This is a genomic window from Nocardia sp. 149-1B (genome assembly GCF_057747975.1).
In genome coordinates, this window is sequence record NZ_CM173233.1 from 1,967,559 (window position 1) to 1,981,989 (window position 14,431).

Annotated in this window: 15 protein-coding genes; 11 read left to right on the forward strand and 4 right to left on the reverse strand. The window is 70.3% G+C overall.

All coding sequences use genetic code 11. From position 1 onward, the window contains the following. The first annotated feature begins 8 nt into the window (after positions 1-8). Positions 9-560 carry an isochorismatase family protein gene (locus AC3ANS_RS09395; RefSeq protein ID WP_488295895.1) on the forward strand — a complete coding sequence of 184 codons (552 nt, stop codon included), beginning with the start codon at positions 9-11 and terminating at the stop codon, positions 558-560. 42 nt (positions 561-602) lie between these two features. On the opposite strand, the gene AC3ANS_RS09400 is transcribed toward AC3ANS_RS09395, so the two are convergent. Continuing rightward, on the reverse strand, positions 603-1,376 hold the full coding sequence (locus tag AC3ANS_RS09400; RefSeq protein WP_488295896.1) for an enoyl-CoA hydratase/isomerase family protein: 774 nt from the start codon (positions 1,374-1,376) through the stop codon (positions 603-605). Positions 1,377-1,439: 63 nt separating this feature from the next. Between AC3ANS_RS09400 and AC3ANS_RS09405 the strand changes: the two genes are divergently transcribed. Both AC3ANS_RS09405 and AC3ANS_RS09410 read left to right on the forward strand, forming a co-directional pair. Continuing rightward, a complete protein-coding gene (locus AC3ANS_RS09405; protein ID WP_488295897.1) occupies positions 1,440-2,372 on the forward strand; it encodes a DNA-3-methyladenine glycosylase family protein in 933 nt (310 codons plus the stop codon). Beyond that, positions 2,372-3,322, forward strand: coding sequence for an SCP2 sterol-binding domain-containing protein (locus AC3ANS_RS09410; RefSeq protein ID WP_488295898.1), 951 nt, complete (start codon positions 2,372-2,374; stop codon positions 3,320-3,322). Before AC3ANS_RS09405 ends, AC3ANS_RS09410 begins: the two co-directional genes overlap by 1 nt. Positions 3,323-3,329: 7 nt before the next feature. On the opposite strand, the gene AC3ANS_RS09415 is transcribed toward AC3ANS_RS09410, so the two are convergent. Both AC3ANS_RS09415 and AC3ANS_RS09420 read right to left on the reverse strand, forming a co-directional pair. Beyond that, complete coding sequence (locus AC3ANS_RS09415) at positions 3,330-4,589, reverse strand: phospholipase D-like domain-containing protein (RefSeq protein ID WP_488295899.1); 1,260 nt, start codon at positions 4,587-4,589, stop codon at positions 3,330-3,332. Between the two features lie 78 nt (positions 4,590-4,667). After that, positions 4,668-5,396 (reverse strand): hypothetical protein, encoded by a 729-nt coding sequence (locus AC3ANS_RS09420; protein ID WP_488295900.1) that lies wholly within the window; start codon positions 5,394-5,396, stop codon positions 4,668-4,670. Between the two features lie 172 nt (positions 5,397-5,568). Here AC3ANS_RS09420 and uvrB point away from each other — a divergent pair, with 172 nt between their 5' ends. The 6 genes from uvrB (at position 5,569) to AC3ANS_RS09450 (ending at position 12,035) form a co-directional block, all read left to right on the forward strand. Then, on the forward strand, positions 5,569-7,689 hold the full coding sequence (uvrB, locus tag AC3ANS_RS09425) for an excinuclease ABC subunit UvrB (protein ID WP_488295901.1): 2,121 nt from the start codon (positions 5,569-5,571) through the stop codon (positions 7,687-7,689). Further along, a complete protein-coding gene (locus AC3ANS_RS09430; RefSeq protein ID WP_488295902.1) occupies positions 7,686-8,123 on the forward strand; it encodes a VOC family protein in 438 nt (145 codons plus the stop codon). Before uvrB ends, AC3ANS_RS09430 begins: the two co-directional genes overlap by 4 nt. 213 nt (positions 8,124-8,336) lie before the next feature. Then, complete coding sequence (locus AC3ANS_RS09435) at positions 8,337-9,620, forward strand: MFS transporter (protein WP_488295903.1); 1,284 nt, start codon at positions 8,337-8,339, stop codon at positions 9,618-9,620. A gap of 163 nt (positions 9,621-9,783) precedes the next feature. Next, entirely contained in the window at positions 9,784-10,710 is a 927-nt protein-coding gene (locus AC3ANS_RS09440) for a S8 family peptidase (protein WP_488295904.1), read from the forward strand. Positions 10,711-10,764: 54 nt separating this feature from the next. Further along, positions 10,765-11,478 (forward strand): phosphatase PAP2 family protein, encoded by a 714-nt coding sequence (locus AC3ANS_RS09445; RefSeq protein ID WP_488295905.1) that lies wholly within the window; start codon positions 10,765-10,767, stop codon positions 11,476-11,478. Next, positions 11,475-12,035, forward strand: a complete 561-nt coding sequence (locus AC3ANS_RS09450) for a hemerythrin domain-containing protein (RefSeq protein WP_488295906.1) — start codon at positions 11,475-11,477, stop codon at positions 12,033-12,035. The genes AC3ANS_RS09445 and AC3ANS_RS09450 overlap by 4 nt, the downstream gene beginning before the upstream one ends. 39 nt (positions 12,036-12,074) lie before the next feature. On the opposite strand, the gene AC3ANS_RS09455 is transcribed toward AC3ANS_RS09450, so the two are convergent. Further along, on the reverse strand, positions 12,075-12,632 hold the full coding sequence (locus AC3ANS_RS09455) for a DUF1707 SHOCT-like domain-containing protein (RefSeq protein WP_488295907.1): 558 nt from the start codon (positions 12,630-12,632) through the stop codon (positions 12,075-12,077). Between the two features lie 123 nt (positions 12,633-12,755). Here AC3ANS_RS09455 and AC3ANS_RS09460 point away from each other — a divergent pair, with 123 nt between their 5' ends. Beyond that, the gene (locus AC3ANS_RS09460) at positions 12,756-13,586 is read left to right on the forward strand and encodes an MlaE family ABC transporter permease (protein WP_488295908.1); all 831 of its coding nucleotides are present in this window, start codon (positions 12,756-12,758) and stop codon (positions 13,584-13,586) included. Beyond that, entirely contained in the window at positions 13,586-14,425 is an 840-nt protein-coding gene (locus tag AC3ANS_RS09465; RefSeq protein WP_488295909.1) for an MlaE family ABC transporter permease, read from the forward strand. Before AC3ANS_RS09460 ends, AC3ANS_RS09465 begins: the two co-directional genes overlap by 1 nt. Positions 14,426-14,431 lie beyond the last annotated feature (6 nt).

Below are 14,431 nucleotides of genomic sequence, written 5' to 3' on the forward strand. Positions count from 1 at the left end.
GTCGTTCCATGACCACTCTCGAGAACCGAACCCAGACCGCCCTGCTCGTCGTCGACGTCCAGAACGACGTCGTCGCGACCGCCCACGACCGCGACCGCGTCGTGGCGAACATCGCCACGCTCGTCGACCGCGCGCGGACCGCCGGCACGCCGGTGGTGTGGGTGCAGCACTCCGACGACGCGATGGCGCGCGACACCGAGGCGTGGCAGATCGTGCCCGAGCTGGTGCCGGCCGTCGGTGAGGCGATCGTGCACAAGAGGTACGGCGACTCCTTCGAGGAGACCGACCTCGAGGACGTGCTGGCCGGCCTCGGCGCCGGCCGGCTGGTGGTGAGCGGAGCGCAGACCGACGCGTGCATCCGCTCGACCCTCCATGGCGCGAGCACCCGCGGCTACGACGTGCTCCTGGTCGCCGACGCCCACACCACCGAGGACCACAGCGCCTACGGAGCCCCCACGCCGGACCTCGTCATCACCCACACGAACCTCTACTGGCAGTACCACAACGCCCCCGGCCGCACCGCGGACGTCGCCCCCACCGCCGACGTCACCTTCGGTTGAGTCGGGACCTCTGAACGTTGATTCGGGCCGCCCGAATCAACGTCAGAGGCCGCTGAAGTCGGGCTCGCGGCCCTCGGCGAAGGCCGTGAGCGCCTCGAGGTTGGCGGGCCCGCCCATCAGCTCGGCGAACGCGGCGTTCTCCCGCTCGCGGGCCGCGGCGATGCCGGCGCGCAGGGGCTCGGTCATCGTGCGCTTGACCGCGACCAGGGACGAGATCGGCCGGGCGGCGAGCACCTCTGCGTGCCGGCGCGCCTCCGCGAGCAGGTCGCCGGGCTCGCAGAGTCGCCAGACGAGCCCCATGTCGAGCGCCTCCTGCGCGGAGATCCACTCGGCCGACAGCAGCACCCACGCCGCGTCCTGCCGGCCGACGAGCCGGGGGAGGAGGTACGACGACGCCGCCTCCGGAGCGACCCCCAGGCTGGTGAACGGGCACTTGAGGCGGGCGGTGGTCGACATGAAGGCCAGGTCGGCGAAGCCCAGGATCGTGGTCCCGATCCCCAGGCCCACGCCGTTGACGGCACAGATCAGCGGCTTGGGGAACTCCTCGAGCGCGTCGACCAGGCCGACGAAGCCGTGCCGGCCGGGGACGAAAGCCGGGTCGGTGGCGCGGGCGTGCATCTCGAGCAGGTCGGTGCCGGCGCTGAACCCGCGGCCGTTGCCGGTGAGCAGGACGACGGCGACCTCGGGATCCTCGGCGGCGGCGCGCAGCGCGTCCGTGGTGGCGTCGTACAGCTCCTCGTTGAACGCGTTGAGGGCCTCGGGCCGGTCCAGGATGAGCGTGCGGACCCGGGCGCGGTCCTCGATCTGCAGCGTCATGCGCTCAGACTAGCCACGACTAGAACGTGTTCCAGTGTCCGCGGGGTCGACTAGGTTCGGGACGTGAGCAGTGAGGTGCGGGAGTGGCGGCCGGACTGGCCGTGTCCCGTGGGCTCGGTGCTCGGCGTGCACCGCCGAGGCGCGGGCGACCCGACCTACCGCATCGACGGCGACACCCACTGGCGTGGCATCCGCACGCCCAGCGGGCCCACCACGCTCGCGGTCCGCGCCCGCCCGGTCGAGGGCATGGTTCGTGCCGAGGCGTGGGGGCCGGGCGCCGCCTGGGTGCTCGAGCACCTGCCCGCGCTCCTCGGTGCCGACGACGACGTGGCCGGCTTCGAACCCGGCCTCCACCCGATCGTCGCCGAGGGCTGGCGCCGCTACTCCCACTGGCGGCTGGGCCGCACCGGCCTGGTGATGGAGTCCCTGGTGCCCGCGATCATCGAGCAGAAGGTGACCGGGCAAGAGGCGTTCGCCGGGTTCCGGATGCTCGTGCACCGCTACGGCGAGCGCGCGCCCGGTCCCGGCACCGAGCTGCGGCTGTGGGTGCAGCCCGATGCGGCCACCCTCCGCCAGGTGCCGTCCTGGGAGTGGCTGCGGATGCACGTCGACCCCGCGCGCTCCCGGGCGCTGGTGACGGCAGCCCGCGTCGCCGACGCCCTCGAGCGCACCGCCGGGCTCCCCGGCGAGGAGGTCGAGCGCCGCCTCACCACCCTGCCCGGCATCGGGGTCTGGACGGCCGCCGAGGTGCGCCAGCGCGCCCACGGTGACCCCGACGCGGTCTCGTTCGGCGACTACCACGTGGCCAAGGACGTCGGCTTCGCGGTGGCCGGGCGGGCCTTCGACGACGCCGAGATGGCCGAGTTCCTCGAGCCGTGGCGCCCCCACCGCGGGCGGGTGCCGGTGCTGCTCGCCCTGGTGGCCGGGCGTCGTGAGCGGCACGGCCCGAGGATGGCCCCGCGCACCCATCTCCCAGCGAAGGTGACGAGGACCTGATGGACCGCTCGATGAGCTTGGAGTCCCTGCACACCGCCGACGCGGACGAGGCCGCGGCGTTCTTCGCCGAGGCCGATCCCGAGGCGCTCGTGGCCGCCGTCGCCGCCACGTCCGACGACGACCTGCTTGGCCTGTTCGGCCGCGACGAGGTCCGTCCGGCGGCGATCCTCGGCATCCTCCGTCGGCTGCACGAGTACGCCGTGCCCGAGCGGCTCGCGCCGCTGCACGGCACGGTCCGCATCGACCTGGAGCGCCGCGGGCGGCTGCTCGAACGGCACGCGCTGCGCTTCACCGGCGGTGACATCGAGATCATCGACGATCCGCACGGCGAGGTCGACGTGGTGCTGTGCACGAGCGTCCTGAGGTTCGTCCGCCTGGTGAGCGGCGAGCGCAACGCCGGCCTGGAGTACCTCTCCGGCAAGCTCGACATCGAGGGGGACGCCGAGCTGGCGCTCGCGGTGGGCGGCATCTTCCGGGTGCCGGGCACCGACGCGGTTGCCGTCGATCCCACCGCGCTCGACCCGGTCGACGTCGCGACGGCGCTGAAGCACGCTCCCCGCCAGCACCTGGAGAAGGTCATGTCCTCCGGCTTCCGCCCGGTCGTGCTGGGCGAGATCTTCCGCCGCCTGCCGGAGTTCGTCGACGCCGAGCGGGCCCGCGGCGTGGAGCTGACCGTCGGCTTCCGGCTGCTCGGCAACCCCACCGGTGAGGTCGAGCGCTATGTCGTCCGCGTCTCCGGCGGCGCCGCGACGGTCACCTCGGGCGCGGAGGTCGCCGAGGACGGGGATCGCGATGCGACGGTCACCTGCCACGCTCACGACTACCTGCGGCTCGCGACCGGCCACCTCAACCCGCTGGCGGGCGTCGTCAAGGGTCAGCTCAAGGTCAAGGGCGACCGCGCGAAGGCGCTCCAGCTCAGCTCGATCATGGACATCCCGCAGCCGCGGTAGCGCCCGGTCACAGCAGCGGCCGCAGCGGCCCGAGCAGCGCCTCGGTGAACTTGCGGTGCAGGTCGCGGGCCTCCCACTCGGCGTGGGTCAGCTCGAGGGAGTGCGACTCGTCGGTGCGATAGATCTCCTCCATCGCTTCCGCGAAGCCGGGGTCGATGATCTCCACATTGATCTCGTAGTTGCCGCTCAGGCTGAGCCGGTCGATGTTCGCCGTACCGACCGTCGACCAGGTGCCGTCGATGGTCGCGGTCTTGGCGTGCACCATCGCGTCCTTGAACCGGAAGATCCGCACCCCCGCGTCGAGCAGCTGGGAGAAGTAGCCGCGCGAGAGCCAGTCGGCGACGATGTGGTTGGACTTGTGGGGGAGCAGCAGGCGTACGTCGACCCCGCGCTGGGCGGCGTCCTTCATCGCGTCGACGAAGTCCTGGTCGGGCAGGAAGTAGGCCTGCGTCATCCAGACGTTGGTCGAGGCTCGGCTGATGGCCTCGATGTACATCGCCCGGATCGGGAACATCCACAGCAGCGGCACGTTGCGGTGGATCCGGATGCGTGGCTCCCACGTGGACGCGGTCTCGAGCAGCAGCGGTCGCTCGCTCGTCCCGAGCCGCCGGCGCCGGTTGAGGTTCCAGAAGTCCGCGAACGCGCGCTTGAGGTCCCACACGCCGGGCCCGCTGATCCGCACGTGCGTGTCGCGCCACTCGGTCGCGTACGCCGAGCCGATGTTGTAGCCACCGACGAAGCCGACCGCGTCGTCGACGACGAGGATCTTGCGGTGGTCGCGGCCGTAGCGCCGCAGGTCGTAGAACCGCAGCCCGGCGGGGTACGTCGGGTAGCGCAGCACCTTCATGCCGGGCGGGAAGTGCTTGAACCGGGGCGAGACGACGAGGTTCGCGAACCCGTCGAAGATGCAGTAGACCTCGACGCCACGGTTCGCGGCTGCGGCGAGCGCCGACTTGAACCGCTCCCCGGTCTCGTCGCCCTTCCAGATGTAGGTCTCGAAGAGGATCTGCCGCTGCGCGCTCTCGATCGCGGCCAGCATGGCCTCGAACAGGTCCTGGCCATAGGTGTACGTCGTGAGGGTGCCGTCACCGACGGGAACGGGCCGCGGCGGCGTGACCGGGAAGGGCTTCGGCTTCTTGCCGCGGCGACGGTAGGAGTCGACCAGGGACATGCCGATCGCGATCGCGACCTGGATGCCGAAGACCGTCAGCAGCGTGCGGCGTACGACCCGGAGCACACCTTCGGCGTTCGACAGGCGGCTGCTCACGGGGACAATCTAGCGAGAAAGGACGAGGGGCCCGCGCCGTACGGCCCAGGCCCCTCGATCCCACACGACGTGCTCAGGTCAGCTGGACGCCGACTCCAGGTAGGTCTGGGTGACCGGGATGTCGGTGCGCGGGACGCACAGTGCCCAGATCTTCGCCTTGTACGGAGGCTCGTTGACCGCGCCGTCGAACTGCACGATCCAGCCGTCGAGCCGGTTCGGCCTCGGGGCGTTGGTGTTCCAGTCCATCCGGCCGGGGAACGACGAGGCGACCGGGGTCGACTCCCCGCCGGGGAGCCCGATCATCTGGGCGCCGCCGGCCAGCGCGGTGTAGTTCTGCGACGACGGGTCGCAGGCGACCGTCGCGATGGCGCCGGAGTTCGTGTCGCCCGAGTCGTAGTACGCGACGGCGTAGAACGCGCCCTCGAGGCCGGAGAGGCCCTGAGGTCCGGTCGCACCCGGCGCACCAGGGGCACCCTGAGGCCCTGCGGCTCCGGCGGGTCCGGCAGGCCCGGTCGCACCAGCAGGCCCGGTGGCACCGTCGGCACCGGCGGGTCCCTGCGGCCCGGTCTCGCCGACCTTGTCGAGGCGGCTCTGGACGTCGCCGTTGAGGTCCCACCAGTTGACGGCGCCACCCTTGATCTCGGAGCTGCCGATGCTGTTCTCGTGCATGTTCTTCTGGGTGATCGTCTCGCTGGCGATCTGCTCACCGGTGATCAGCCGAGCTCCCACCGCAGAGCTCATGCCGCCGGCGGCGAAGAGCGTCGCTGCGATGAGGACGATGCCGCCTGTCTTGACGTGCCTGTTCATTGGTTCTCCCCACATCAGAGGTGGCCCGGGAAGAGCCGGGCCGCTTGAGACGTTAATCACTACTCCTCAAGTCCGCTGGCTTTCTGCCGAAGAAGTCCTAATGGCCTGAGCTCGGCCAGCGGCCGGGTCGGCGGTGGCGGAGGCTGTCGGTGGCCGCGTCTACGCTCGATGCATGCGACCTGTCACCGATCTCGAACGCCGGGTGGCGCCGTTCAAGGTGGTCTCCGACTACCAGCCCTCCGGTGACCAGCCCGCGGCGATCAAGGAGATCACCGCGCGCATCAACGCCGGCGTGCAGGACGTCGTGCTGCTCGGTGCGACCGGCACCGGCAAGACCGCGACGGTGGCCTGGGTGGCCGAGCAGGTGCAGCGGCCGATGCTGGTTCTCCAGCCGAACAAGACGCTCGCCGCTCAGTTCGCCAACGAGCTGCGCCAGCTCTTCCCTGACAACGCGGTCGAGTACTTCGTCTCCTACTACGACTACTACCAGCCCGAGGCCTACGTCCCCCAGACCGACACCTACATCGAGAAGGACTCCTCGATCAACGAGGAGGTCGAGCGGCTGCGCCACTCCGCGACCAACAGCCTGCTCACCCGACGCGACGTGATCGTCGTCAGCACCGTGTCCTGCATCTACGGCCTCGGCACCCCGCAGGAGTACGTCGACCGGATGCTGCGGGTCAAGGTCGGCGAGGAGCACGACCGCGACTCGATCCTGCGCCAGCTCGTCGAGATCCAGTACACCCGCAACGACATGTCGTTCACCCGCGGGACCTTCCGGGTCCGGGGCGACACCCTGGAGATCTTCCCGGTCTACGAGGAGCACGCGGTCCGCATCGAGTTCTTCGGTGACGAGATCGAGCGGCTGATGACGCTGCACCCGCTCACCGGCGAGGTGGTCACCGAGGACCAGGAGCTCTACGTCTTCCCCGCCACCCACTACGTCGCCGGACCGGAGCGGATGGAGAAGGCGATCCGCGGCATCGAGCTCGAGCTGGAGGACCAGCTCGCGAAGTTCGAGCGGGAGGGCAAGCTGCTCGAGGCGCAGCGGCTGCGGATGCGCACGACGTACGACGTGGAGATGATGCGCCAGGTCGGCTCCTGCTCCGGCATCGAGAACTACTCCATGCACATGGACGGCCGCACCCACGGCTCGGCGCCCAACTGCCTGCTCGACTACTTCCCCGAGGACTACCTCGTGGTGATCGACGAGTCCCACGTCGCGGTGCCGCAGATCGGCGGGATGTACGAAGGCGACATGTCCCGCAAGCGCAACCTGGTCGACCACGGCTTCCGGCTGCCGAGCGCGATGGACAACCGGCCGCTGCGCTGGGAGGAGTTCCTGGACCGGATCGGCCAGACGATCTATCTCTCCGCCACCCCAGGCAACTACGAGCTCGACAGGGTCGGGGGATCATGCGTCGAGCAGATCATCCGCCCGACCGGCCTGATCGACCCCGAGGTCGTCATCAAGCCGACCAAGGGCCAGATCGACGACCTGATCCACGAGATCCGCACCCGCTCGGAGAAGGACGAGCGGGTCCTGGTCACGACGCTGACGAAGAAGATGTCCGAGGACCTCACCGACTACCTCCTCGACGCCGGCATCCGCACCCGCTACCTCCACTCCGAGGTCGACACCCTGCGCCGCATCGAGCTGCTCCGCGAGCTACGGATGGGGGAGTACGACGTCCTGGTCGGCATCAACCTGCTGCGCGAGGGCCTCGACCTGCCGGAGGTGTCGCTGGTGTCGATCCTCGACGCCGACAAGGAGGGCTTCCTGCGCTCCGACAAGTCGCTGATCCAGACCATCGGTCGCGCGGCGCGCAACGTCTCGGGGCAGGTGCACATGTACGCCGACAGGATCACCCCCTCGATGGAGAAGGCGATCGAGGAGACCAACCGGCGCCGCGAGAAGCAGGTCGCCTACAACACCGCGGCCGGTGTCGATCCGCAACCGCTGCGCAAGAAGATCGCCGACATCACCGAGATGCTCGCCCGTGAGGAGGGCGACACCGAGGCGCTCTTGAAGACCTGGCAGCAGGGCGACCCCAAGAAGCGCAAGGCACCGGTCCCCGGACTCTCCCGCATGGCCGGCGGCGAGGCCGGCCAGCACAGCGCCGACCTCGCGGGTCTGCCGAGCGCCGAGCTGGCCCAGCTCATCCAGGAGCTCACCGACCAGATGAAGGGCGCGGCCGCCGAGCTGCACTTCGAGGTGGCGGCGCGGCTCCGTGACGAGATCAATGACCTCAAGAAGGAGCTCCGCCAGATGATGTCAGCCGGTGCGAAGTGACGACGATCAAGCAGGTCCAGGTGACGTTCGACTGCGCGGATCCCCGCGCCCTGTCGCTGTTCTGGAACGAGGTGCTCGGCTACGAGCTGCCGCCGCCCCCGCCGGGCTTCGACTCGTGGGACGCGTTCTCGCAGACCCTGCCTCCGGAGCTGCGCAACAGCGCCTCGGCCTCCCAGGACCCGACCGGCGACGGCCCGCGCCTGTTCTTCCAGCGCGTCCCGGAGGGCAAGGTCGTCAAGAACCGCGTCCACCTCGACGTCCGGGCCGCCCCGGGTCTCCAAGGCGGGGAGCGGATGGCCGCGCTCGAGGCCGAGTGCGAGCGGCTGGTCGCGCTCGGAGCCACCCGGGTCCAGCGCTACGAGCCCGGACCGCCGATGAGTGCCGGCCACATCGTGATGCAGGACCCCGCGGGCAACGAGTTCTGCCTCGACTGAGGGTGGTTTCGAGGCTCGCTTCGCTCGCACCTCAACCACCGAGGCCGGCTCGCTTCGCTCGCACCTCAACCACCGAGGCCGGCTCGCTTCGCTCGCACCTCAACCACCGACGGAGCACGGTGGTTGAGGTGCGAAGGCCGCCAGGCCTGAGCCTCGAAACCACCCTCGCTGACGATTCGGGCCACCCGGCCGACCGGCCATAGAATCCGGGGAGTGACGCCGAGCCTGCGCAGCCCCTACGCGGTCTGGGCGGTCGGCCTGCTCGTCTACCTGGTGGCGGTCTTCCATCGGTCGTCTCTTGCCGTCGCCGGCCTCGCGGCGACCGAGCGGTTCGACATCTCGGCGTCCCAGCTGGCGACGTTCACCATGCTCCAGCTGGTCGTCTACGCCGGGATGCAGATCCCGGTCGGCCTGCTGGTGGACCGGTTCGGGTCGCGCAGCGTGCTGCTGGCCGGGACGCTGGTCCTGACCGTCGCCCAGGCCGGGTTCGCCCTGGCCGACGACTACGGCACGGCGCTGGTAGCGCGGGTGTTCGTGGGCATGGGTGATGCGATGACGTTCATCTGCGTGCTCCGGCTCGTGAGCACCTGGTTCCCCGTGCGGCGCATCCCGCTGATCACCCAGCTCACCGGCACGCTCGGCCAGCTGGGGGCGATCCTGGCGGCGGTGCCCATGACCTGGGCGCTCAGCAACATCGGCTGGACCCGGGCCTACCTGCTGGCCGCCTCGGTCGGGATCCTGCTGGCGGTCGCCCTTCTCGTCGTCCTCCACGACTCACCCACGGACCGCAACCTGCGCGGGCCGGCGCTGTCGCTGGCCGCCGTACGCACCAGCCTGGCGTCCTCGTGGGCGCACCCGGGCACCCGGCTGGGCTTCTGGATGCACTTCTCGACACAGTTCAGTGCGACGTCCCTGAGCCTGCTGTGGGGCTATCCGTTCTTCGTGAAGGGCGAGCACCAGTCGTCCTCGACGGCAGGCCTGCTGCTCACGCTGATGGTGCTGGCGGTGATGGGCGCCGGACCCACCCTCGGGTGGTTGGTCGGCGCGCACCCGTGGCATCGCTCGACGATGGTGCTCACGATCGTCGCCGCCATCGTGAGCGTGTGGACCGTCGTCCTCGCCTGGCCCGGTCACGCCCCGACCTGGATGTTGGTGGTGCTGGTGCTCGTCGTGGGCGTGGGGGGACCGGCCTCGATGATCGGCTTCGACGTCGGGCGGACCTCCAACCCGCAGGAGCGGCTCGCCAGCGCGAGCGGGATCATCAACCAGGGCGGCTTCATCGCCAGCCTGGTGCTGGTCATCGTGATCGGCATCATCCTCGACTGGCGGACCCCCGGTGACGGCTCCGGCTACACGCCCTCGGCGTTCCGCTGGGCGATGAGCGCCCAGTACGTCTTGTGGGCGATCGGACTGATCCAGGTCTACCGCTACCGGGTGCGGGCCCGGTTGGTCGTCGACCGCGACGAGCTCGAGGGGATCACCCGGACCGTGGCCTGAGTCGGCGACTGCTCAGATCCGCGGGGCAGCTGTCGATGTTCAGGGGGAGCGTCGGATCGCGTTCCGAAGACCGACGAGCACGGTCATCGAGGAGCCCGCCCCCATGCGCCCACGCGTTCTCGGCTGTCTCGCTGCCGGGGTTCTCCTCGGCGCGGTTGCGGCCATGACACCCGCCTCGGCACAGCCGCACTCTGCCGACGGCTACTACCACGACATCGGCAAGCGTGCCGCGATGCGGCACCAGCCCCAATGGGCGTTGAAGGTGGTCCACGCCCGCTCGGCCTGGCAGGTCACGCGCGGTCGTGGCGTGCAGGTCGCGCTCGTCGACTCGGGGATCGGCCCGACCTGGGAGCTCAACGGACAGGTCGCGGGGGCCGTGAACCTCGCCGGCGGGCGCCCACCGGCCAGGATCGATCGCCAGGACCACGGCACGGCGGTCGCGTGCATCATCGCCGCCCGACCCGACGGCGGCCGGCTGCGTGGCATCACCGGCGTCGCACCGGGCGCGAAGCTGAAGTCGGCGCGCATCTTCGACGGCTTCGTCGCATCGCAGCGCCGGGTCATCGCCGGCATCCGCTGGGCGGTCGCGCAGGGGGTGGACGTGCTCAACCTGAGCCTCGTGGCGCGGGACACGCCGAGCCTGCGCGCGGCGATCGCGCGCGCCCTCCGGCACGGAGTGATCGTCGTCGCGGGCGCCGGCAACACCGGCGAGAGCAAGGACCGGCCGCAGTACCCGGCCGCCTACCCCGGGGTGATCGCGGTCGGGGGCGTGGACTCCCGGCTCGAGCACTACGAGCTCTCGACCCGCGGGGACTACGTGGACGTGGTCGCGCCTGCGGAGGACGTGCTCTCCTGCGACCCGTTCGCGACGCTCTCGCACTACAGCGGCACGTCGTTCTCCGCGCCGATGGTCAGTGGTGTGGTCGCCCTGATGAAGGCCGTCGACCCGCGGCTCACCGGCCGGCAGGCCGAGCGCATCCTGCGCGCGACGGCCCACGACCTCGGTGAACCGGGACGCGACGACGTGTTCGGGTCCGGACTGGTGGACGCGGGCCGCGCTGTTCGTGCGGCACGGCAGCTGGTCTCCTGAGCGGCGGCCTCCGGGCCGCGAATGGTGCTCGAGCGCTCGGGGAACGGCCCTCGCATGGAGAGGGAGTCGGCACTCAGGAACGGTTGGCGCGACATCGTGACCGCGGTCGTCGCGTGGGGTCTCATCGTGGCGGTCGTGCTCGGCGTGGGCTGGCTGATCACGGGCCCGCTCGAGTCGTCGGTGGACCCGGGGGACAACCGCGTCGTGCGGTGGTTCGCCGGTGAGCGCGCCTCGGGCTTGAACGGTCTGGCCGACGCGGGCACGTTCCTCGGCGAGACCGTGGTGGGTGTCGCGGTCGCCGTCGTGGTGGCCGCGGTCCTCTCTGTCTGGGCCCGCTCGCCGCGCCCCGCGGTGTTCTTCGCACTGGTGCTGGCGGGAGTCGGCGGCTGCTACGGCATCGCCACCGCGTTGATCACCCGGCAGCGCCCGCCGGTCCGGATCCTCGACCCCGGCCTCGTCCCGGACGACAGCTTTCCGTCGGGGCACGTCGGCACCGCCATCGCGGTGTACGCCGGCACCGCGTTGCTGGTCGGCTGGCTGGCGCCGCGTGCCCGCCGCTGGGTCTGGCTGCTCCTGCTGCTGCCCCTCGCGGTGGCGTTGGCGCGTCTCTACCAGGGCGCCCACCACCCCACGGACGAGCTGGCGAGCGTCTTCTACGCCGCAGCCTGGCTCGCGGTGGCCCGCTGGCTCGTGCTGTGGCCGACCCGGAGCTCGTCTCCCGATGGCGAGCGTTTGAGCGACCGTCGACGCGGATACGTCCGGTCATGACGAACATCGATCTGGGCCGACCCGTTCAAGGCGACGTGGTGGAGCTGATCCTCGACGACCACCGGCGCTTCGAAGCGCTGCTGCGCGACCTGCGGGACAGCAGCTCCGACCGCGACGCCGTCCGCCATGCGTTCGCGACCTTGCACGTGGCGCACGCCGAGGCCGAGGAGAAGCACGTCTACCCGGCGCTCAAGCGCAAGGACGCCGTCGACGACCACGAGGCCGACCACGGCGTCGAGGAGCACGCGGAGGGCAACGAGGCGTTGCTCGCGGTGCTCGAGCTCAAGGGCACCGACACCCAGAAGTTCGAGGACGCGGTGGAGGAGCTGGCCAAGCTCGTCAACCACCACATCACCGAGGAGGAGCTGACGATCCTCAATCCGGCCCGCGAGGAGGTCGGGGAGAAGGTGCGCGCCGAGCTGGGCCAGCTGTTCGCCCAGGAGCGCAACGCCCAGATCGACGCCGACTGCGGTGCGATCGACAACGTCCGGCGCATCGTCGCCGAGGCCCGTCGCGAGGGTCTCCTCGACGACGACGAGGACGACGACGAGGACTGACGGCGCGGACGGGGCTGACCACGAGCCTGGCGGCCGGGCTCACTCGTCGCGCTCGTCCGGCTTCCACGGCTGACCGAGCGCCTTGCGCTGACGCTTCTCGAGCTTGCGACGCTCGCGGGCCACGATCTCGGTGCGCGAGGTGACCGTCTTGACCGCGTTGATGCCGGTGCCGAGCATCACGAACAGCGGCCACGGGAACCCGCCGAGCATCACCACGCTCCAGATCGTCCAGGTGATCACCGAGGCGACCACGAAGCCGACCACCGCCTCGCGCCGGTCCGAGCGCCACTTCGCGACGGCACGCTCCTCGATCTGCGCCGAGGTCAGCAGCCCCTCGCCGATGCCGCCGAACGGCTGCAGCGAACCGGTCGCAACCGCGACCAGTCCCTCCAGGAGCGCGGGCATGTCGCCCAGCGTCCGGGCGGTCTCCACCGCGGAGCTGCGGGCGTCGAACTCCTCGCGGTCCAGCCGCCCGTCGGCGTAGGCCTCGGTGAGCACCTCTCGGACCACCTCGCGGTCGGCGTCGGAGGCGCGAAGCGCGGTGTTCTCGGAGTGCCGCGGGTCGCGGGTGAACGACGACCAGACCTCCTGCTCCACGCCCACATCGTAGGGGCGGTCTCCGAGCGTGCCGGTCCAGCCCAGCGTTTCGGGGGCGTTACGTGCGGGGAGGAGCGTCGTTGATCTCGGCGGGAGACAGGGGAGCGCTGGACGTTGCCCTAAATGAGAACACGTTCTATTCTGTGGCGGCCGTCTAGACAGCTCCGGGGAGGTGGGCACGTGGCGTTCTCTGCCGTGTCTGTGATCCGGGGTCCCGGTGAGATCGCCGTGATGACCACCGAGGTCGTCAAGCGAGCCTTCACGACGAAGTTCCAGCTGCGCGAGTTCATCGAGCAGGCATGGTTCATCACCAGCGTGACGCTCATGCCCACGGTGCTGGTCTCGATCCCCTTCGGTGCGGTGATCTCGCTGCAGGTCGGCAACCTGACCGGTCAGCTCGGGGCACAGTCGTTCGCGGGCGCCACCGCCGTCCTGGCGGTGGTGCGGGAGGCGGCTCCGATCGCCGCGGCGCTGATCATCGCGGGCGCGGCCGGCTCGGCGATCTGCTCCGACCTCGGGGCGCGCAAGATCCGCGAGGAGATCGACGCGATGGAGGTCCTCGGCGTCGACCCGATCGCCCGCCTGGTCGTGCCCCGCGTGCTGGCCACGATGTTCGTCGCGTTCATGATCATCGGCATCGTGATCGGCGCCGGCATCGGCGGCGGCTACTTCTTCACCGTGATCATCCAGGGCGGGTCGGCGGGCGCCTTCCTCTCGTCCTTCACCGCGCTCGCGAGCTTGCCCGACCTATACATCGCGGTCATCAAGGCGGTCATCTTCGGCGGCATGGCCGCGATCGTCGGTGCCTACAAGGGCCTGAACGCCGGCGGCGGCCCCAGTGGCGTCGGCCGAGCCGTCAACGAGTCGGTGATCATCGCGTTCATGCTGCTGTTCTTCATCAACGCCGTCATCACCGCCATCTACTTCCAAGTCGTCCCACCCCCGGGGCTCTGATGAGCGGCATCGGTGCGATGGGCAGCGCGTTCTACCGAGGGCGCCGCGACTCCCTCGAGCAGTACGGCGACCAGCTGCTGTTCTACGTCAAGGCGCTGGCCTGGGTCCCGCGGGCGATCAAGCGCTACCCCCGCGAGATCCTCAACACCCTCGCCGAGGTGACCTTCGGCGCCGGTGGTCTCACGCTGATCGCCGGCTCGGCCGGCGTCATCGCGTTCCTCTCCTTCTTCGCCGGCACCGAGGTCGGCATCCAGGGCTACGCCTCGCTCAGCCAGATCGGGGTCGCGAAGTTCAGCGCCTTCATCTCGGCCTACTTCAACACCCGCGAGGTCGCGCCGCTGATCTCCTCGATCGCGCTCGCGGCCACGGTCGGGTGCGGCTACACCGCGCGGCTGGGCGCGATGCGCATCTCGGAGGAGATCGACGCACTCGAGGTGATGGGCATCCCGTCGCTGCCGTTCCTGGTCACCACCCGCATGGTGGCCGCGTTCGTCGCGGTGATCCCGCTGTACGTCGTGGCCCTGAGCGCGTCGTACCTCTCGCCGCGCCTGATCACCACGATGGTCTACGGCCAGTCACCGGGCACCTACGACCACTACTTCCTGCAGTTCCTGCCACCGATCGACATGCTCTGGTCGTTCTTCAAGCTGCTGTTCCTGGCGGCCGCGGTGATCCTGATCCACTGCTACTACGGCTACACCGCCTCCGGGGGCCCGGCGGGCGTCGGGATGGCCGTGGGCCGCGCGATCCGCACCAGCATCGTCACGATCGTCGTCGCGGACTTCTTCCTCAGCTTCGCGATCTGGGGCTCCACCACGACCGTCCGGATCACGGGGTAGCCGCCG